Genomic DNA, 19,379 nt, shown 5'->3' on the forward strand with positions numbered 1-19,379 from the left:
TAAAATGAAAAAGGCATATTTATTAATTGCATGTTGTGCAATTATACTATCATCCGGTTGTAAGAAATATTTGGATATTAATACAGATCCTGCAACTCCTCAAGAAGCTGAAAGCAGAACATTGACACCTCCGTTATTTGCGCAGATGGAAAGGGGAACTCAGTTTGATTCCCGATATGTGGGACCGATTGTACAATACTTTGGCGGAAACGTAAATGTAGGTGAGACCCACGGGTACATTGCATCAAGTGATGCGGCGGGTGAAATCTGGCGTACCAACTATTATGGTTTAGGCGGTAATTTAAACCTTATCATTTCTAAATCCACTGATAAGCAAGAATGGAATTTTGTTGGATTGGCCCAGGCATTAAAAGCCTGGGGTTGGCAGATCACAACGGATTATCACGGAGAGATTATCCTCAAACAAGCATATGAACCTAATCGATATACTTTTGATTATGATTCCCAGGCGGATGTATATGCTGAAGTCGTAAGATTGGCAAATCTATCAATAGCTAATTTTTCCAGAACCGATGGCACCGGAACTGTAGCGAAGATGGCAACTTCCGATTTGGCTTACGCAGGGGACAATTCCAAATGGATCAAGTTTAATTATGGCCTTTTAGCGCGAAATGCAAATAATCTAATCAATAAAGCGAGCTATGACCCTGCAAAAGTTATTGAATATGCTGATAAGTCTCTAGCAGCTAATTCAGATAATTTCATTGTTCCCAATACCGGCTCTTCCGCTGCTAATGGTAACTTCTTTGGTCCACTACGAGCTAACCTGGCTTCGTATCGCCAAACGAGGATGATCGTTGGTTTGCTTGACGGTACGTACCTTGTTGGAATAAGCGGAACAGTAATTGATCCAAGGCGGAACAATATGATTTCACCGTCTCAAGATGGACTTTACAGAGGAACTAATCCAGGCTCGTCAGATCCAGGAACTGTGGCTCTTCGAAATCAAGTTCCAAATCCATGGGGAAGTTTGAATGGGGTCAATCCAGGGGCAACATTTGGTAAATATTTGTTCAAGGATAATGCTGGTTTTCCGATTATGACGGCGAGCGAAATTCAATTTATAAAAGCCGAAGCTGCTTTTAGAATGGGGAACTTGAGTTTGGCACATACTGCTTATCTTAATGGCATTTCTCTGAGCATAGATTTTGTAAGTGCACTAGGCACGGCAATTACTTCAGCAGAAAAAACAGCTTATCTTGGTAGTGCTGCAGTGAAACAGACTCCAGCTACATTAACTTTGAGGGATATCATGTTGCAGAAATATTTAGCGCTGTATGGTTATGGTTTCGTAGAAACGTGGTGCGACCTGAGGAAATATAACTACAATGAAGGAGACTCTAAGGGTAATAATCCTTACTTAAATACCTTCTTTTTCCCACCATTATTCTTTTCCGATAATGGAGGGAAACCAGCACAGCGATTCCGTCCAAGATATAACTCAGAGTATATCTGGAACGTAGAAGCATTGAAAAAAATTGGTGCTGATCAGTTAAATTATCATACCGTTAAAATGTGGTTCTCGCAGCCTTAAACTCCTAAATTCAAAAGATGAAAAAGATATTCTATCTAATCGCGGTTTGTGTATTGCTGCTTTCAGCATGTAAGAAACTTTCCCTTGTGGAGAATAGTAAATATGAAACTATTGCTCCAGGTGATCCAAAGTACTCCTACTTGAAGATTATCAACGTAACTCCTAGTAGTCCAACAATAAATTACTTTATTGACGGAATTAAATTTTCGGCTGGTTTGTCTAGTACTGGTACTGAAAATGCAGGCTATAATTATACCACAGCAACATCATTATTTCCCGATTTAGGTTATGCCACTACTACTCCAGGAGCCCATGTTTTAACCGGTAAAATTGTAGCTGCAGCAACAGCTGATGGTGGCTTAGAAGTTTTTAACACTCCTATTAATCCAGTTGCAGGAAAATATTATACCATATTTACCACCGGCCAATACTCTACCGCTACCAAGAAAATTCCCTCTTCACTAGTCATCGAGGATATCAAACCTGCTCTTGACACCTCAAAAATATTCGTTCGATTAATCAACGTTTTAAACGGTGCACCAAATCTTGATTTGGTTCGAGGTGATGTAGCCACAGGTCCAAAACTTATTTCAAATGTTTCTTATAATGCATCATCGAACTGGGCAGAGATCCCAACTCCTGGATCAGGAGTAGCTCCTGTAAATAAGTTTATTTTAGTTAATTCTGCAACAGGTGCGGCATTTACAACTTCAGCCTCACTTACATTTTCTAAAGGAAGGGCATATACAATTTATATAAAAGGAGTTTTAGGCAACGCAAATTTTATCCCTACTATTACAACTTATACCACGTTCTATTAAGTAGAGATTGTTACCATAAGCAAAGTCAGTGAACTGACTTTGCTTTCTTTTCTTTCGAGGGTCATAGGTAATGACAAAGACAATCTTGTTTTTTATTTGCATCCTAATTACGGGAAAGCTTAGTGCTGCTATTTTTACTGTTATCTCAAACAGCGATTCAGGGCCCGGTACGCTGCGTGAAGCGATTATCCTGGCGAATGCAAATGGAACTGTCACTACCGACTATATCTATTTTGATTTAAGTGGAAGTACATCATCAGATGTTACGGTATCATTAGCAAGTGAGCTTCCTCAGATAAGTTCTAATGTTGTTATAGATGCAACCTCACAGCCGGTTTCGGCACTCAATAATCCGAACATAAAAATTTCGTTAATCAGGATAGCAAAAGAGTATTTTAACGGACTCAAGCTGATAAATTCTAAAAACATTGAAATTTATGGGCTTAGTTTCAATAATTTCAAAGCCGATCCGCTGGGTTCCCTTGACGAAAAAAAAGCTGGTATTTTTATTTCAGGCTCTTCTGATATTATTATAGGGTCGCCCGGTAAACCTAATTGTTTTAATAATTGCTACGCCGGCATTTTAGCGCCCTATACTATCCCCCGTTCCGATATTGAGCAAATTAAAATATCATCAAATATTTTTGGTTTGAGCGAGGATGGCGTAGTTGATATGCCTAATGAAACTGGAATGGATTTAAGTTTTTTAAAAAATAGTGTAATAGGAGGCAATACGATTGCTGAGGGGAATTTAATAGCCTCAAATATTCGTAATGGGATCGCGATAGGAGGGGGTGATGGTCTTGTAACTATTTCTAATAACATTATAGGATTGGATAAGAACTTGACTTTAAAGGCCTCTGCCTCTGCGAATGGAATATACGTTAATGGGAACGGCTGTACGCCAGTTATCACTGAAAATATAATTGCCGGTCAGTTAAAGGGAATTTGGGTAGACTATGTAAACGGGGGATTTACCATCTCTCGAAACTGGATTGGAACAGGATTTAATGGTACGGAAAACTACGCTAATGGCACTGGTATTCATATTAATTTTTCCAGCACTAAAAGTATGATCGGAGGATCCTCCGATCAGGAAAAAAACTTCATTGCCTACAATAAGGTCGCGATTATAATAGAGAATTCATACCCTATATCCATTTTGAGGAACAGTATTTATTGTAATGAAGACGGGGCAATCACTTTTAGAAACCAAAAATCAGATCCTGCAAAAATCTCAGTAATTACAGCCAACGAGATAAGCGGAGTGTATAAACCCAGCGCATTGGTAGAGCTTTTTTATTTAGATGAATGTGCGGGTTGTCAGGGAAAAACATGGTTCGCTACCTTAAGCACCGATCATAGTGGAGCCTGGAAGTATGTAGGAACTATTGATAATAAGGTTACCAGCCTCGGAACAGATGAGAACGGGGCAACTTCGGATTTTTCGAAACCAGAAATTGATGTAACTAATGTACAAAAGAACAATGTGTTTTGTAGTGAGACGACAGGCAGTATTAGCGGATTAAATGTTTATAATGCCAGTGTTTTCAGGTGGTACAATAGTGCGGGCATTTTGGTTGGGCAAGGTAAAAGCCTTGAGTATGTTGGAGCTGGAACTTATTATCTCAAAGCGGGCCAATTTAGTGCATGTGATGTTCAATCTATACCTTTTACCATCAGTGTTAGCGCCAGCAGCATTGATGATTCTAAAAAAGTTATCAAAGATGCAAAATGCGGACAGTCAAATGGGAGCATAAGAAACATTGGCGTCGCCAATAATCTGCAGAAAACATGGTACACAAGTTCAGGTACAAAGGTTTCCATTGGAGATGACCTTTTGGATGTTTCTTCTGGAAGCTATTATTTCAAAGCAGGAACAGGTGCATGTGAGGTTACCTCTGATATTTATACAGTGGCAGATGAAAGCAGGAATTATTTAGTTTCTTCTTACGGGATTATAAAAGCAAGCTGCGGAAATAACAATGGAGGGATTCAGATCAAAACTTACCAGGCAGATGTTCCTCTATTTTTTACCTGGCTGAATGAAGACGGTAATGAAATCTCTAATCTCGAAAATCTCGGGAATGTCTCCCCAGGGATATATAGACTCATAGCATCAGATGGGGAGGGTTGTAGCAATGAGGCGGGACGTTTTATGGTAACTGAAGCAATACTTCCTGTAATTGATTTAACAAAAATGCAAACTTTTACCAGCTGTGATGGCAAAACTATAAGTGTTACAGGAATTCACATAGTGGGCAGTACACAACCTTTTCGTTATCAATGGGCAGATGGTAATGGTAATATTCTTGCCGAAGAACTAATGTTAAAACAAATCGTACCCGGGATTTATCGTTTGATGGTAACTGATACCTATGGGTGTGAAGTGAGAAGCGACCTGATAAACTTTAACAACCAGAAGAAAGAAGTACTCACAGTACCCAATTCATTTACGCCAAATGGAGACGGCTTCAATGATATCTGGCAAATCGAGGGCATTGAAAACTACCCTAATGCCGAATTTGTTATCTTAAACAGAACAGGCAACCAGTTGTTTTACTCAAAAGGTTACACAAAAGCATTTGATGGGACTTTTAAAGGAAAACCTCTTCCTGTTGGTGTTTATTATTACCTGATCGACCTGAAAAATGACTGTGGGAGGCTAAGTGGCAGTTTGACACTTATTAAATAAGAAAGGCAACCTCGAGGCTGCCTTTGTATGTCATCTTTTACAGGATCTTAAACCCTAAACTCAACTGAAACAAGTTCGGTTTCTGGCTATACTTTTCGCTTTTGCTAATATTAGATAAACCAGCTTCGTAACGTAAGTCAACAGAAATTGCACCTACATCCACACCGGCACCTGCCTGTAAGCCCAATGCCTGGTTTTTGTAGTTATCAAAATCTGTAGCCTGCTGATAGGCCGAGCTAAAGCTGGAATTTTCATCCAGTACAAATGAAATTACCGGGCCGGCCATCAAGCGGAAGTTTAAGTTTTTCGCTCCGAATTTAGTTCCCAGCAAAACCGGTACATCTAATGTGGTGAATTTAACCTTACCTTCTGCAGACACCTCGGTTCCGTTATTTGTAGTTACACTAACAAATTTATTTCCTTTGCTGCCGATATAGGCTTCGGGCTGTACATAAAAGCTGGAACCACCAATGCGTGCCCAGGCACCAATCTGGTAACCCAGTCTGTTTTCTTCGCTGGCAAAATCAGCATTTATTTTGGCCAGATTTACACCTGCTTTAACACCGAGGTTAAAGCTTTGTGCCTGAGCTGCTGCCCAACCTACCGTTAGGAAAACAACAGATAGAATAATCTTTTTCATAATTGATTTTTTGATTTAAAAGGCTTTAATATGTGATTAGATTTTATAACGGCGATTTAACACAATTATCGTGCAGAAACTTTTTCAACACATAGTTTATCCTGTGCTGAAATAAAAAGCGCAATCCCTAACAAATATTTTTTATTACTTTTGCATCAAATAAAAAGTGCTATGGCTAATTTTCAACTTACTTCAGAAACTGCATTTAAAGTAAAAACAAAGTTCTTACGTAAATACCGCGACCTTGCGAATGAGCCTTTGGATTTTACGCCGGGTAATGAAGATCAGTTGGTGACAGACTTGATGCGTTTGGTTAAACGCGACCGCACTTATATTGAATTTACCATTCAAAAGGCGTTGGCCGATACTAAGGGTAACAGATTGTAGTTACTTTCACTGCGGTAACTATTATGGGTAACGCTTAATTTACCCTCATTCCTATTTTACTGTTTTTAATCCTTTGGGGTTTTTGTACATTTACTTTGTTTATAACCGGGCAATCAAGGCTATGTGCTGTGCTTTTTTGTCGGATTTACAATCTACAAGGAATGAAAAAATTAAAATATGTTCTTTTGGCAGTTGCATTCAGCGGCGCTGTTTTATCTTATTCTTTTAAAGAAGATTTATTTCTGGTATCAAAAAACCTGGATATTTTTGCCTCCCTCTATAAAGAGATCAACATCAATTATGTTGATGATACCAGTGCGCCACAGCTGATGAAAACCGGTATTGATGCTATGCTGGATAGCCTTGATCCTTATACTGAGTATGTGCCTGAATCCGAAATAGAAGACTATAAGTTAAAGTATGTGAGTACGCAATATGGCGGGATTGGTGCCAGCACGGTATTTATCGACGGGAAATTGTTTGTAAACGACATCAGTGAGGGATACCCGGCAAACAAAGGTGATATTAAATCCGGCGATCAGGTGGTAAGCATCAATGGTATTGCGGTTAAGGGTAAAGAGCGTCAGGAAATCAGCCAGTTATTACGTGGGCCAAAGGGAACACCTGTTGATCTTGTTTTACTGCGCGATGGTAAGGAAATGAATAAAAAGCTAATCCGGGACGAAATTAAGCAGCCTAATGTTTCTTATTCGGGAATGGTTGGAGATGGAATAGGATATATTAAACTGGATAAGTTTCTGGAAAATTCCGGACAAGAGGTGAAGGATGCGCTGACAGCGATACAAAAGGAAAACCCTAAAGGCCTGGTGCTGGATTTAAGAAACAACGGTGGAGGCATTTTACAGGAAGCGGTTAAAATAGTTAACCTGTTTGTAGGGAAGGATCAACTAATTGTGACGCAAAAAGGTAAAAACGCAGAAAAAACAATTGCCTATAAAACCCTGTCTGCACCGATTGCGGCTGAGTTACCACTTATTGTCTTGGTAAACGGCAATTCGGCATCGGCATCGGAAATCGTAGCAGGATCGTTGCAGGACCTGGACCGTGGGATTATTGTTGGTCAGCGGAGTTATGGTAAAGGGCTGGTGCAGCAAACATTCAATCTGCCTTATAATAGTTTGGTAAAAGTAACTGTAGCAAAGTATTATACACCCTCGGGAAGATGTATACAAAAGCTGGATTATGCACATAAAGATGCTAATGGTGTGGCAGAACGCTTTGCCGATTCGGTGATGGTGATGTACAATACCAAATCAGGGCGTAATGTTTACAGTGGTAATGGTGTATATCCTGACCTGTTTGTGAATGCAGATAAGCTGAGTCCGATCACGATTGCGATGATTAACAAGAATCAGTTTTTCAATTATGCCAATCAATACCGGAAAGCTAACCAGAGTTTGCCATCAGCTAAGACATTCCAGCTTACTGATGCTGATTACAGCAGTTTCACCAGTGGATTGGCAGATAAAGACCTGAGCTACCAAAGCCGTACAGAAAGGTTGCTTGCCGAACTTCGTACAGAGGCGGAAAAGGAAAATAAATCGATAGAAGTAAAGAATGATCTGGATGATTTGAAAGCCAGGTTAACTTCAGCCAAAAAGACGGATCTGGCCACCCATAAATCGGAGATTAAACGTGTACTGGAAACGCAGATTGTGAGCCGCTACTTTTATGAAAAAGGCAGGATTGAGCAGAGTTTTCAGTACGACAAGGAACTCGCTGCGGCGAAAAACCTGTTCACCAATCAGCCACAGATGCTGGCGATTTTAAAAGGTGACGGAAATTATAAAGTGATTGGAAAGCCATCAAAGGCGACTGCTTCTATCAATTAAATTCACCAGGCCTTATGATGAAGAGATTTTCCATAGGTATATTTTTATTGTGCTGGTTTATACAGCTTCATGCTCAGGATTACAGTCCATCTGCTACCAACCTGAAACAAAGGCAATGGTTTAGTGACGCTCGCTTTGGTTTGTTTATTCACTGGGGCCCTTTCAGTATTCCTGGAAGTGGCGAATGGGTGATGAACGACCGGAAGCTTACTGTGGCGAATTACAGTAACCTTAAAGACTTTTTTAATCCGGTAGAATTTAATGCAGCCCAATGGGTAAGCCTAGCTAAAAATGCGGGCATGAAATATATTACACTCATCACGCGCCACCATGATGGTTTTAGCATGTGGGATACGAAATATTCGGATTTCAATATCATGAATACGCCGTACAAAAAGGACGTAGTGAAGATGATGGCAGATGAATGTCATAAGCAAGGGATTAAGCTTTACTTATATTACTCTTTGCTTGACTGGCGTCGGGAGGATTATCCACATGAAACCGGCCGTACGGGGCAATACTCTGCGAGAAAAGGGAAGGGAGATTATGCCAGTTATCTTCAGTTTATGAAAAACCAGTTAACGGAGTTACTGACCAACTATGGTGAGATTGGTGGAATCTGGTTTGACGGGCACTGGGATCAGACTGCGCCGGAAGGTTCATCAGACAGAACATCGAGGATTGACTGGAAGTATAATGAAATCTATGGTTTAATACATAAACTGCAACCGCAGTGTATGATCGGTAATAACCACCACCTTACTCCCTTCGCCGGTGAGGATTTTCAAATGTTTGAGCGTGATTTGCCCGGAGAGAATAAGTCAGGATTAAGTTTTCAGAAAGCATCAGCACAACTTCCCCTGGAAACCTGCGAAACGATATCTAATTCCTGGGGATACAATTTAAGTGATACAGGGTACAAATCGACTAAGGAGCTGGTGCACATGCTGGTAAAGGCTGCAAGCCTTGGATCTAATTTGTTGCTGAATATTGGTCCGATGCCGAACGGTAAAATTCAGCCCGAGTTTCAGCATAGACTGAATGAGGTTGGGGAATGGCTGAAGATCAATGGTGAAAGCATTTACGGTACCCGGGCAGGGTTTTTGAAACCGGAAAAAGGGTGGAGCATGACTCAGAAAGACAATAAGATATATCTGCATTTCCTGGATCCGGGGCTTTCATCCGTAAGTTTTGCGCCTACAGGGTTCAAAAAAATCAAAAAAGCTTATCGCCTCTTGGGTGGGGAACCTGTGAAAGTCATTTTGAAGAATGGCAAATATCAAATTTTTAACGCAGACACCAAATCAGCAATCGATAATGTAGTGGTAATTGAAGTGATTTAAGTCGTTTTTTTGTTAAATCTATATTCTGAAGGGAAAATGATTCATTATTTCGCGGGAAAAATCATAAAACGTTTTACTTTAGTGATTTATTGGCGTCGGAAATGAGGTCAATGATTAATAGCATATACAGGTTGGTACAAATGGTAAACAATACCCCCGGATTGATTGCGTGCTGACGACCTGAACCATTTAACCGATGGGGAATTAGTAAACTAAACAAATCAATGAACATGAGAAAAATTTTATTGCTGGGGTTAATCTGCTTTAGTCTGGTAGCTGGGGCGCAACAACGTTATGAACTTAATAAAGACTGGTTTTGCAGTAATATTAAGGAGGTGAAGGTAACTGGTATGGAGCTTTCGAACGTTGCTTACCCCTTATCGAACTGGCTTCCGGCTACCGTTCCGGGAACAGTGTTGACTACATTACTTAATAATCAAAAAGTCCCGGATCCGTTTTACGGGATGAATAACCTAAAAATCCCTGACGTTTATCATACCGGAAACGACTATTATACTTACTGGTTTGTAAAGGATTTCAACGAAAAGGCCACTGGAAATGAACAGGTATACCTGGAGTTTCGTGGAATAAATTATAAGGCCGAATTCTACCTGAACGGCAAAAAAGTGAACCCGCAGACGCATGTGGGCATGCACATCAGGGCAAAGTATAACATTACCAGGCTTTTAAGTGCAACAGGTAAAAACCGCCTGGCAGTTATTGTTTATCCGCCTGATTTTCCAGGTGACCCGAACGGCGGGCAAGGTGGCGACGGTACCATTGCTAAAAATCTAACTACACAATATACGGCAGGATGGGATTGGATTCAGCCTATCCGCGATCGGAATACCGGTATATGGGATAAAGTGACCATCGAAAAAACCAGGGGGATTAATATCCAGAATCCACATGTGGTGACGCTTGTTCCCGGAAAACGCTTGCCAGATGCGCAACAAAAGCCTGCTGTTATCAAAGTTTCGGTAGAAGTTGAAAACCCAACAGGGAAACCGGTTTCCGGTATTTTACAATATCAGATTGCCGGTAAAACGGTGAGCAAAACCATTTCTGTTGCGGCAAACAAGAATACTGAGGTTGCCTTTGCAGATCTGGCTTTAGAAAATCCGAAGTTATGGTGGCCAAGTGGTTATGGTAAGCAGGATCTGTATCCGATGAATATTAAGTTTATCAGTGCAGAACAAGTTTTGGACCAGGAAAATCTGAATGTAGGCATCAGACAGATTGACAATATCTGGAATGAGCATACCCAAAGTATGGGTACTTATGTGAATGGGCAGAAGATTTTTATTAAAGGTGGTAACTGGATTATTTCGGATGCGATGCTGCGGTTTACTGATGCGCGTTATGATGCTGAAATCAGGTATCATAAGGATATGAATCTGAACCTGATCAGAATCTGGGGGGGGGCTATTCTGGAGCGACCAGAGTTTTATAATGCCTGTGATAAATATGGGTTATTGGTTTTTCAGGATTTTTGGTTTAGCGGCGACTGTAATGGCCGCTGGGTAGATCCGATGAAAAAAGAGGATCAGTGGACCAGGCGGAATTATCCTGATAACCACCCATTGGTATTAACGGCGATAGAAGATCAGGTGAAAATGGTTAGAAATCATGCTTCTCTTGCCTTTTGGTGCGGTGGTAATGAGATTACCCCACCTGACGATATTTTAAATCCGATAAAGAACGACATTTTACCACGACTTGATGGTACGCGCAAATTTTTTGACTTTTCAAACAGCGATGAAATGTCGTTTAATGCCCTGGGTGGGAATGGTGATGGTCCATACGGTATACAGGATCCGAAACATTTCTGGTCGGTTAAAACATTTCCATATAATTCAGAGGTTGGTTCTGTAGGCGTTGGTGATTACGAATCGCTTGAACGTTTTATGCCTAAGGAAAACATGGTTGCGCCACAATTTGGAAGTAAACTGGATTCGGTATGGGACTACCATAAATATATTGGTTATGATCAGTATATCAATCCTTATGGCAAAGCAAAAGACGCAAAGGATTTTGCAATGAAAGCTCAGTTGGTTAATTACGATCAGTACCGTGCGCTTATGGAAGGTTTTTCAAATAAGATGTGGGATTGGTATACTGGTTCTATTATCTGGAAAACACAAAATCCGTGGACCGCATTACGTGGGCAGATGTACGATTATTACCTGGACCCAAATGCCTGTTTGTATGGTTTACGTAAAGGCAGTGAGCCATTGCATATTATGATGAACCCGCTAGACAGCATGGTAACTGTGGTGAATAACGGACTAACCGACCTGACTAACCTGATGGTTCAGGCAAAGGTTTATGATATGGACGGTAAAGATTATTTTTACTCTCAGGCATTTAATTCAATTGGCCCCTCTTCCGTACGCAGGTATTTTCCATTAACTGACTTTCTGAAAAAGCTTGATAAAAAAGAAGGTGTTTTTGTTTCATTGAAACTTTTAAATATTAAGCAGCAGGTTATTAGTGATAATATTTACTGGCTGGCAGGTAAGGACGGGGAGTATTCGGGCTTGAAAAATATTAAGCGAGCGCCATTAAAGGTTACTACTGCCAAGCTGAAAAGTAATCAGGTTAGTGTAACGCTGAATAACCCATCAGGTAACCCCGTTGCCTTTTTCAATCGTGTTGCTTTGATTGACAGCGGAACAGGCAAACGGATATTGCCGGCTTTTTATGATGATAATTACGTGAGCGTTCTCCCTGGGGAAAGCAAAACGATTACCATCGAATATCCTTCCGGTGGCAGTAACTTATCAATCGAATATTACGGCTGGAATGTTGAGCGACAAAAAATAGCCATTCAATAGCTGAAGGCACAAAAAAGGCGATACTGTTTGCAGTATCGCCTTTTTCATTTATCATATTTTTCTGGTTAGCTTACTCCGTGTAATTTCACTTTCAAGCCATCCATATTGTTATTTAACTGCAACTGGCAAGCTAAACGTGAATTTGGCAACAGGTCTGGTAAAGTATCGAGCATGGCGTATTCGTCATCCGTCATTTCGTTTAATTTTTCCTCACCTTCCAAAACATCTACACAACAGGTTGCACATAAAGCCATTCCGCCACAAGTGGCTAAGATATCGTATTCTGATGCCTTTAAAAATTCCATCAGACTTAAGCCCATATCCGTTGGTGCTTCGTGTTCTGTAACTGAGCCATCCGGCTCCTGCATGTATATTGTAATGTTGTTCTCCATTTTGCTCGCTTATAGGCGCAAAAATAACTAAAACTGCGAAGCATTCATGAATACAGCTGAAAAAAATAACAGATTCATAATAGTTTTTTATTAAAACAATATTAGCGCAAAGCCTAAAATTCTGAAACTCCGTTTACAGTTGTATATTTCATGGTATACTTAACACCGGGATTCATATAGGAATAAGCACTGTGACTCATTAACGCTGCTTCGTGGAAACCGCAAAGAATCAATTTCAACTTATTTGTATAGGTGTTAATATCGCCAATGGCATAAATTCCCGGGATGTTGGTAGAATAATCATCTACATTAACCTCGATTGCACTTTTACTGATGTTTAGATTCCAGTCTTCAATCGGGCCTAATTTTGGACTTAAACCAAACAATGGAATTAAGTGATCAGCATCTACAACCGTTTTCTCCATGGTACGGTTCTGCACAATTTCCACTTTTTCAAGTTTATCAGTTCCGTGTACAGCCTGTAAGTTGCTGTTTAAAACCAGGTTGATTTTTCCGCTTTCTGCCAGGGCCATTACTTTAGCTACCGAATCTGGTGCACCACGGAAGCTTTCACTCCTGTGAACCAGGGTAAGTTCAGAACAAACTTCAGCAAGATAAATTGTCCAGTCTAATGCAGAATCTCCACCTCCGGCAATCACCATTTTCTGACCGCGGTATTTCTCCGGGTCCAGGATCATGTAATTTACCCCTTTACCGTTTTCAAAATTCTCCAGGTTTTCTACTGCTGGTTTACGTGGTTCAAAACAACCCAATCCGCCTGCGATTACAACCACTTTAGCTTCTATCACAGTACCCATATTGGTGGTGAGTACAAAGTCGGCTTCGCCGCGTTTTTCTAAACCTTCGATACGCTCCCCTAATGTAAAAGTCGGGTGAAAGGGTTTAGCCTGCTCCATCAGATTATCAATTAATTCCTGAGCCAAAACCGATGGATAGCCTGGGATATCATAAATTGGTTTCTTTGGGTAAATTTCAGAAAGTTGTCCACCTACCTGTGGCAGATAATCAATTAAGTGACAACGCATTTTTAATAAACCGGCTTCAAAAATGGCAAATAAACCAACCGGACCAGCGCCTATTACGGCTATATCTGTAGAGATCATGCTAAAAAAATTTGACGCAAAGTTACTAAATAAACTATTATAATTTTTCCTATTTAGAAATATTCTAGATAATTCTGTAATGTTTTTGTATTCAATATTTTATATGCTTTAACTTTAATTAAAGCAAAACTTAATGTTTTTTTAACCTTCAGGGCAAATTATAATTGGTCTATGGGTTTGGTAGATAATGAAGAATTTGAGCTTAGCATTGGTAAATGTTGCTTACCAGTTCATTCCTAAATTCTGAAATACAAAACTCCATACATCACTGGCTTCTTCAATCATTTTTGCTGTTGGTTTACCAGCTCCATGCCCGGCTTTTGTTTCAATTCTGATCAGCATCGGACTATTCCCTTTGTACTTTTCCTGTAACGTTGCTGCGAACTTAAAGGAGTGCGCTGGCACTACCCGGTCATCGTGATCGGCTGTGGTAATTAATGTTGCCGGATAATTTACGCCTGATTTTACGTTGTGCAGGGGAGAGTATTTGATCAGGTAGTCAAAGTCTTCTTTCTTATCACTTGTGCCATATTCCACTGCCCATCCCCAGCCAACTGTAAATTTGTGGTAGCGGAGCATATCTAAAACGCCGACAGCAGGTAAGGCTACTTTAAACAGATCGGGACGTTGGGTCATGCAGGCCCCCACCAGCAAACCTCCGTTTGAGCCCCCTGAAATGGCAATTTTATCTGCACTGGTATATTTTTCCTTTATCAGGTATTCTGCTGCAGCAATGAAATCGTCGAATACATTTTGCTTTTTGTTAAGCATTCCACCTTTATGCCAGGCTTCTCCATATTCACTTCCTCCGCGCAAACTTGGCTGTACATAAATGCCTCCTTTTTCCAAAAACAACATTCTTGATAAGCTGAAGGCAGGTGTCAGACTGATTTGAAATCCACCATAGGCATAAAGGTAAACCGGATTATTCCCATCGAGCTTGATTCCTTTTTTATGCACAATAAACATCGGTACTTTAGTTCCGTCCTTAGAAGGATAGAATACCTGTTTGGTTTCGTAATTTTCAGTGTTAAATTTCAGCTCCGACTTTTTATAAAGCTCAGATTCAGCCTTATTAATTTCGTAACGGTAAATTGTTCCGGGTGTAGTAAAATTGGTGAAGGTATAAAAGAACTCTTTATCCTCCTTGTAACCACCAAATCCACCAACAGTACCAATATCGGGCAATTTTACCTCCCTGATTTTTTTGCCTGATAAATCAAACTGAATGATGTTTGTGCTGGCGTCTTTCAGATATGATGCCCATAAAAAACCACCTCCTGTACCAATTCCTTCGAGGGCGAGCTTAGATTCGGGAATCACTTTTTGCCAGTTTTTAGGATCCGGATGTTTAGGATCGACTAAAACAACTTGTTTGTTTTCGGCATCAAGATCAGTATTCAATAATAGTTTATCGTTTACATTATCTATAATACTATGGTTGTTTTCGTAACCTTTTACCAACAAGTTAAGTTTGCTTAATGCGTTACTTAAGTCCTGATAATATAATGCGTTACCTGAGGTTCCGGCACTGGCATATACGATCAGGAAGCGTTCATCTTCAGTAACACTGGCGCCGAAGTATAAGTTAGGATTGGTTTTGTCTTCAAAAATCAATTGATCGTCTTTTTGCTGATCGCCAAGCTTGTGGTAATATACCTTTTGAAACTTATTGGCTGCTGAAAGATCAGTGCCTTTTACAGGCTCATCAAATTTGCTGTAATAAAATCCATCGCCTTTCCAGGCTGCACCTGAAAATTTTGTCCATTTCAATTCATCGCTAAGCTTCATTTTTGATGCCACCTCCATCACATATATATTGCTCCAGTCTGAACCGGCCTGCGCAACAGAGTAGGCTACATATTTTTTATCATGAGAAAATCCTAGCAGTGAAACGGCTGCAGTTCCATCGGCAGTTAAGGTATTTGGGTCCAGAAAAACCTGCTCCGCCCCATCCAGTCCTTTTTTTATAAACCAGATACTTTGATTTTGAAGTCCGTTGTTTTTGGTAAAGAAATAATAATCCCCTACTTTAAAAGGCGCTGACTCTTTAGGATAGTTCCATATCTCTGTTAACCTTCTCTTGATGTCATCCCGATAGGGAATTTGTGCAAGGTAATTTTGTGTAACCTTATTTTCAGCATCTACCCATGCTTTTGTTTCTGCAGAGGTGTCATTTTCCAGCCAGCGATAAGGGTCGGCAATGGTTGTTCCGAAGTAATTGTCGGTAGTATTATCTTTTTTCGTTTCAGGGTATTTCATTCTTGTAATGTTTTCTGCCGGCTTTTTGCTTTCGTTACAGGCGAACAGCGTGAATGCAAATAAGCTTAATAGAATTTGTTTTTTCATAGAAAGGAAAATTTATTTACTAATATATGTTTTTCCGTTGGGTTGATGATGCTAAGTACCTGAATGTTAATTTGGGGAATTTGTTTTATATCGCTATTGGATGTTGCGACTTCGGACTCCCGACTTTTTCATTTACCTTTGAAGCTGTACATGGCCAGGAATATTTATTTTGCATCTGATTTTCATCTAGGTACTCCAAATTATGAGGAGAGCCGTGCGCGTGAGGCACTTATTGTGAGTTGGCTGGACTTTATCGAGCCAAATTGTAGTGAGCTTTTCCTGATGGGTGATGTTTTTGACTTTTGGTTTGAATATGCTAAAGTGATTCCCAAGGGTTTTATTCGTTTGCAGGGCAAGCTTGCGGCTATGGCTGATTCGGGCATTAAGATTTATTTCTTCAAAGGCAACCACGACATGTGGGTTCGCGATTATTTTATCAAAGAAATCGGCGTGGAGATTATCAGTGACGAGCTTGTTATTGAGCGGGGGGATAAAAGATTTTATCTACACCATGGAGATGGCCTGGGTCCGGGTGATGCCAAGTATAAATTTCTGAGGAAAATATTCAGGAGCGATCTTTGTCAGTGGCTGTTTGCCAGGCTGCATCCGAATCTGGGTATTGGTATTGCCAACACCTGGAGTCAGGGGAGCAGGGCTGCCCAAACGGAAAAAGAAGTTTTTTTAGGTGTTGACCAGGAATGGCTGGCTATATATGCCAAAGAACAACTGCAGAAGCAACATTTCGATTATTTCATATTCGGACACAGGCATTTGCCTTTGGATCTAGATCTGGGGAACGGGAGCAGATATGTTAATACCGGAGAATGGTTAAGTTACCATTCGTATGCGGTTTTTGATGGTGTTGATTTAAAACTGGAATACTATAAACATCAATAGTACCTGTTTTACCCTTTATCTTTTCAGCATAGCTATCTGCGGCGTTCAAACTAATTCATCTTTTTTCCTTATTTTTGCATTTCTTGAAATTTTGGAGTGATTCAGATTTTGAGAATTTCAATCAGAATATACTATGTTAGATAAATTAGAAGCTATAAAACTACGTTGGGAAGATGTAGAGGAGTCGTTGAGTAATCCGGATGTGATTCAGGATATGAAACGTTTTGCAGCTTTAAATAAAGAATACAAAGACTTAGGCAAAATTGTAGAGGAATACAAAGTCTACAAAAATGTGATGAGTAATATTGACGCCAACAAAGAGATTTTAGCGACTGAAAAAGATGCTGAAATGCGGGAGATGGCGAAAGAAGAGCTGGATCTGATGCTGGCACAACAGGAGGAGATGGAAAGTCGCATCCGGTTGATGTTGATTCCTAAAGATCCGGAGGATGCTAAAAATGCTGTATTTGAGGTTCGGGGTGGTACAGGTGGAGATGAGGCTGCTTTATTTGCAGGTGACTTGTACCGCATGTATACCCGTTATTTTGAAACCAAAGGCTGGAATGTTGAAACGGTAGATGTAACGGAAGGTACGGCTGGTGGCTACAAGGAGGTAATTTTAAAGGTGAGTGGGGAAGATGTTTATGGTCAGTTGAAGTATGAGAGTGGTGTACATCGTGTGCAACGGGTTCCTGATACTGAAACCCAGGGTCGTGTACATACCTCAGCTGCATCAGTAGCGGTTTTACCGGAAGCGGAAGAAATCGATTTGTACATTAATCCTGCAGATATTGAACTACAGACCTCCCGTTCGGGTGGCGCTGGTGGACAGAACGTGAATAAAGTAGAGACGAAAGTACAGCTGACGCATAAACCATCTGGAATAGTAGTGGTTTGTCAACGTGAGCGTTCGCAATTGGGAAACCGTATTATTGCGATGGAGATGTTGCGTAGTAAGCTTTATGATATTGAATTGCAGAAGAAAAACGGAGATATAGCGGCTAAACGTAAAACAATGGTTTCTACGGGAGACCGTTCTGCAAAGATCAGAACGTATAACTATCCTCAGGGTCGTGTAACAGAACACCGCATTGGTTTAACGTTATATAACCTGCCAACGATTATGGACGGCGAGATTCAGGAGATTATCGATGCGCTTCAGTTTGCCGAGAATGCAGAAAAGATGCAGGAAGGCGCTGGTAATTAGCGGGTTGTATTTTTTTTAAAAAAAAGTTTGCGAATTAGGATATACTCTCTATATTTGCATCCTCGAAAGAGGAAGAGGTTCTGACTTTAAATAGGAACAAAAGGAGTGGTAGTTCAGCTGGTTAGAATGCCTGCCTGTCACGCAGGAGGTCGCGGGTTCGAGTCCCGTCCATTCCGCAACAAAAGCCTTAACTTGAAAAAGTTGAGGCTTTTTTGTTTTTATAACTTTCCGAATTAAAATATTTAAATGACATTCAGGAGGTTACGAATTTATACCTTAAAATATCGCCTGGTATAGTGATAAACTGAATATAGTGTCTATATTTGCATCCTCGAAAGAGGAAGAGGTTCTGACTTTAAATGAGAACAAAAGGAGTGGTAGTTCAGCTGGTTAGAATGCCTGCCTGTCACGCAGGAGGTCGCGGGTTCGAGTCCCGTCCATTCCGCAACAAAAGCCTTGACTTGAAAAAGTTGAGGCTTTTTTGTTTCGATACCATTTCATTTCTACTTTATATCTTCTGATTAGTTACATCTATTTGCAACAGGTTATGTTCGTGTTTCGCAGTACCGTGGCACTTAACAGATAGGTACCACAAAGGAACAAGGTAGGAACCAGAAAGGAACATGCTAGGATCAGGAGCCTATAAAAGTGCCATCTTATTGGGTTGAAGGCCGATTTTGGGTGCTTTTATCCTAGCGGAATGCTGGAAACGGGGTTTTGTAGATTGGATATTGGGTTTTTAAGCTATTGACGTTGGGTGTGCCTTTTTGTATACTAGGGTCGGGTTTGGTGGCCCAGGGAATAGAGCGGGTAAATGATTATACCACAAAGACACAACAGAACACAGGAAAGTGAAGCTTATATATAGTGTTCTCTTACTGCCGGGGCCTGCAAACAACGTAAAGCGATAAATGTTTTAAGGCTTGTTAAATTTTTCTGCTTGAAAAACAGTGTTTTAGGAGAAAGAAGGGGTTTAAAGCTCAAATATATTTTGGGTGGTGGTTATTTTTCCTACCTTTGCACTCCGCTTCGGAGGAAGATGGGATGGCTGAAAGGCCAGATTGAAAAGAGAAGAAAACATTAACAGAAAAATAAAAATTATTTTATTTGGAAGTTAAAAAAAGTTTTCTACCTTTGCACTCCCAACCGAAAGGAATGGAAAAAAAGCTGAGCGGCGGATGTCGCGGAAAGCAAATGAAAAAAGATTGAAACAGACGAAAAACACGCTAAGACGAATACGACTTAAGCGAACTGAAGACTGAAGATATATAAAGAGGCA

General features: G+C 40.4%; 14 protein-coding genes and 2 tRNA genes. 11 read left to right on the top strand and 5 right to left on the bottom strand.

Going from position 1 to position 19,379, the window contains the following annotated elements; genetic code table 11:
- The first annotated feature begins 4 nt into the window (after window positions 1-4).
- The 3 genes from R2Q80_RS08980 to R2Q80_RS08990 all read left to right on the top strand — a co-directional run bounded on the left by R2Q80_RS08980 (window position 5) and on the right by R2Q80_RS08990 (window position 5,071).
- Window positions 5-1,555, top strand: coding sequence for a SusD/RagB family nutrient-binding outer membrane lipoprotein (locus tag R2Q80_RS08980; RefSeq protein ID WP_316799269.1), 1,551 nt, complete (start codon window positions 5-7; stop codon window positions 1,553-1,555).
- Window positions 1,556-1,572: 17 nt separating this feature from the next.
- Window positions 1,573-2,376, top strand: a complete 804-nt coding sequence (locus tag R2Q80_RS08985) for a DUF4397 domain-containing protein (RefSeq protein ID WP_316799270.1) — start codon at window positions 1,573-1,575, stop codon at window positions 2,374-2,376.
- Between the two features lie 70 nt (window positions 2,377-2,446).
- Complete coding sequence (locus R2Q80_RS08990; RefSeq protein WP_316799271.1) at window positions 2,447-5,071, top strand: gliding motility-associated C-terminal domain-containing protein; 2,625 nt, start codon at window positions 2,447-2,449, stop codon at window positions 5,069-5,071.
- A gap of 37 nt (window positions 5,072-5,108) precedes the next feature.
- Here the strand turns inward: R2Q80_RS08990 and R2Q80_RS08995 are convergent, their stop codons facing one another.
- The gene (locus R2Q80_RS08995) at window positions 5,109-5,711 is read right to left on the bottom strand and encodes a porin family protein (protein ID WP_316799272.1); all 603 of its coding nucleotides are present in this window, start codon (window positions 5,709-5,711) and stop codon (window positions 5,109-5,111) included.
- Between the two features lie 171 nt (window positions 5,712-5,882).
- Here R2Q80_RS08995 and R2Q80_RS09000 point away from each other — a divergent pair, with 171 nt between their 5' ends.
- The 3 genes from R2Q80_RS09000 (at window position 5,883) to R2Q80_RS09010 (ending at window position 9,294) form a co-directional block, all read left to right on the top strand.
- Window positions 5,883-6,098, top strand: coding sequence for a hypothetical protein (locus tag R2Q80_RS09000; protein WP_047799590.1), 216 nt, complete (start codon window positions 5,883-5,885; stop codon window positions 6,096-6,098).
- A 161-nt stretch (window positions 6,099-6,259) separates the two neighbouring features.
- A complete protein-coding gene (locus R2Q80_RS09005; RefSeq protein ID WP_410478731.1) occupies window positions 6,260-7,951 on the top strand; it encodes a S41 family peptidase in 1,692 nt (563 codons plus the stop codon).
- Between the two features lie 14 nt (window positions 7,952-7,965).
- Complete coding sequence (locus R2Q80_RS09010; protein WP_316799274.1) at window positions 7,966-9,294, top strand: alpha-L-fucosidase; 1,329 nt, start codon at window positions 7,966-7,968, stop codon at window positions 9,292-9,294.
- 73 nt (window positions 9,295-9,367) lie between these two features.
- Here the strand turns inward: R2Q80_RS09010 and R2Q80_RS09015 are convergent, their stop codons facing one another.
- Entirely contained in the window at window positions 9,368-9,526 is a 159-nt protein-coding gene (locus R2Q80_RS09015; RefSeq protein ID WP_316799275.1) for a hypothetical protein, read from the bottom strand.
- Here R2Q80_RS09015 and R2Q80_RS09020 point away from each other — a divergent pair.
- Entirely contained in the window at window positions 9,525-12,131 is a 2,607-nt protein-coding gene (locus tag R2Q80_RS09020) for a glycoside hydrolase family 2 protein (RefSeq protein WP_316799276.1), read from the top strand. The genes R2Q80_RS09015 and R2Q80_RS09020 overlap by 2 nt on opposite strands.
- 65 nt (window positions 12,132-12,196) lie before the next feature.
- Here the strand turns inward: R2Q80_RS09020 and R2Q80_RS09025 are convergent, their stop codons facing one another.
- From R2Q80_RS09025 to R2Q80_RS09035, 3 genes are all read right to left on the bottom strand, one after another.
- Window positions 12,197-12,523, bottom strand: coding sequence for a 2Fe-2S iron-sulfur cluster-binding protein (locus R2Q80_RS09025; protein ID WP_047799587.1), 327 nt, complete (start codon window positions 12,521-12,523; stop codon window positions 12,197-12,199).
- A gap of 113 nt (window positions 12,524-12,636) precedes the next feature.
- The gene (locus R2Q80_RS09030; protein ID WP_316799277.1) at window positions 12,637-13,647 is read right to left on the bottom strand and encodes an NAD(P)/FAD-dependent oxidoreductase; all 1,011 of its coding nucleotides are present in this window, start codon (window positions 13,645-13,647) and stop codon (window positions 12,637-12,639) included.
- A 222-nt stretch (window positions 13,648-13,869) separates the two neighbouring features.
- A complete protein-coding gene (locus R2Q80_RS09035; RefSeq protein WP_316799278.1) occupies window positions 13,870-15,996 on the bottom strand; it encodes a prolyl oligopeptidase family serine peptidase in 2,127 nt (708 codons plus the stop codon).
- A 150-nt stretch (window positions 15,997-16,146) separates the two neighbouring features.
- Here R2Q80_RS09035 and R2Q80_RS09040 point away from each other — a divergent pair, with 150 nt between their 5' ends.
- The 4 genes from R2Q80_RS09040 to R2Q80_RS09055 all read left to right on the top strand — a co-directional run bounded on the left by R2Q80_RS09040 (window position 16,147) and on the right by R2Q80_RS09055 (window position 18,545).
- Window positions 16,147-16,893, top strand: a complete 747-nt coding sequence (locus R2Q80_RS09040) for a UDP-2,3-diacylglucosamine diphosphatase (protein WP_316799279.1) — start codon at window positions 16,147-16,149, stop codon at window positions 16,891-16,893.
- Between the two features lie 133 nt (window positions 16,894-17,026).
- Entirely contained in the window at window positions 17,027-18,100 is a 1,074-nt protein-coding gene (gene prfA / locus R2Q80_RS09045; protein ID WP_316799280.1) for a peptide chain release factor 1, read from the top strand.
- A 102-nt stretch (window positions 18,101-18,202) separates the two neighbouring features.
- Window positions 18,203-18,276: transfer RNA gene (locus tag R2Q80_RS09050), tRNA-Asp, on the top strand.
- Window positions 18,277-18,471: 195 nt separating this feature from the next.
- A tRNA-Asp gene (locus tag R2Q80_RS09055) sits at window positions 18,472-18,545 on the top strand.
- Window positions 18,546-19,379 lie beyond the last annotated feature (834 nt).

It is taken from the genome of Pedobacter frigidisoli (assembly GCF_032678525.1).
GTDB classification, from domain to species: domain Bacteria; phylum Bacteroidota; class Bacteroidia; order Sphingobacteriales; family Sphingobacteriaceae; genus Pedobacter; species Pedobacter frigidisoli_A.

Excerpts from the sequence above, each read along its gene's own strand:
- R2Q80_RS08980 (WP_316799269.1), top strand. The coding sequence starts at position 5 with ATGAAAAAGGCATATTTATTAATTGCATGTTGTGCAATTATACTATCA.
- R2Q80_RS08985 (WP_316799270.1), top strand. The coding sequence starts at position 1,573 with ATGAAAAAGATATTCTATCTAATCGCGGTTTGTGTATTGCTGCTTTCA.
- R2Q80_RS08990 (WP_316799271.1), top strand. The coding sequence starts at position 2,447 with ATGACAAAGACAATCTTGTTTTTTATTTGCATCCTAATTACGGGAAAG.
- R2Q80_RS08995 (WP_316799272.1), bottom strand. The coding sequence starts at position 5,711 with ATGAAAAAGATTATTCTATCTGTTGTTTTCCTAACGGTAGGTTGGGCA.
- R2Q80_RS09000 (WP_047799590.1), top strand. The coding sequence starts at position 5,883 with ATGGCTAATTTTCAACTTACTTCAGAAACTGCATTTAAAGTAAAAACA.
- R2Q80_RS09005 (WP_410478731.1), top strand. The coding sequence starts at position 6,260 with ATGAAAAAATTAAAATATGTTCTTTTGGCAGTTGCATTCAGCGGCGCT.
- R2Q80_RS09010 (WP_316799274.1), top strand. The coding sequence starts at position 7,966 with ATGATGAAGAGATTTTCCATAGGTATATTTTTATTGTGCTGGTTTATA.
- R2Q80_RS09020 (WP_316799276.1), top strand. The coding sequence starts at position 9,525 with ATGAGAAAAATTTTATTGCTGGGGTTAATCTGCTTTAGTCTGGTAGCT.
- R2Q80_RS09015 (WP_316799275.1), bottom strand. The coding sequence starts at position 9,526 with ATGTTCATTGATTTGTTTAGTTTACTAATTCCCCATCGGTTAAATGGT.
- R2Q80_RS09025 (WP_047799587.1), bottom strand. The coding sequence starts at position 12,523 with ATGGAGAACAACATTACAATATACATGCAGGAGCCGGATGGCTCAGTT.
- R2Q80_RS09030 (WP_316799277.1), bottom strand. The coding sequence starts at position 13,647 with ATGATCTCTACAGATATAGCCGTAATAGGCGCTGGTCCGGTTGGTTTA.
- R2Q80_RS09035 (WP_316799278.1), bottom strand. The coding sequence starts at position 15,996 with ATGAAAAAACAAATTCTATTAAGCTTATTTGCATTCACGCTGTTCGCC.
- R2Q80_RS09040 (WP_316799279.1), top strand. The coding sequence starts at position 16,147 with ATGGCCAGGAATATTTATTTTGCATCTGATTTTCATCTAGGTACTCCA.
- prfA (WP_316799280.1), top strand. The coding sequence starts at position 17,027 with ATGTTAGATAAATTAGAAGCTATAAAACTACGTTGGGAAGATGTAGAG.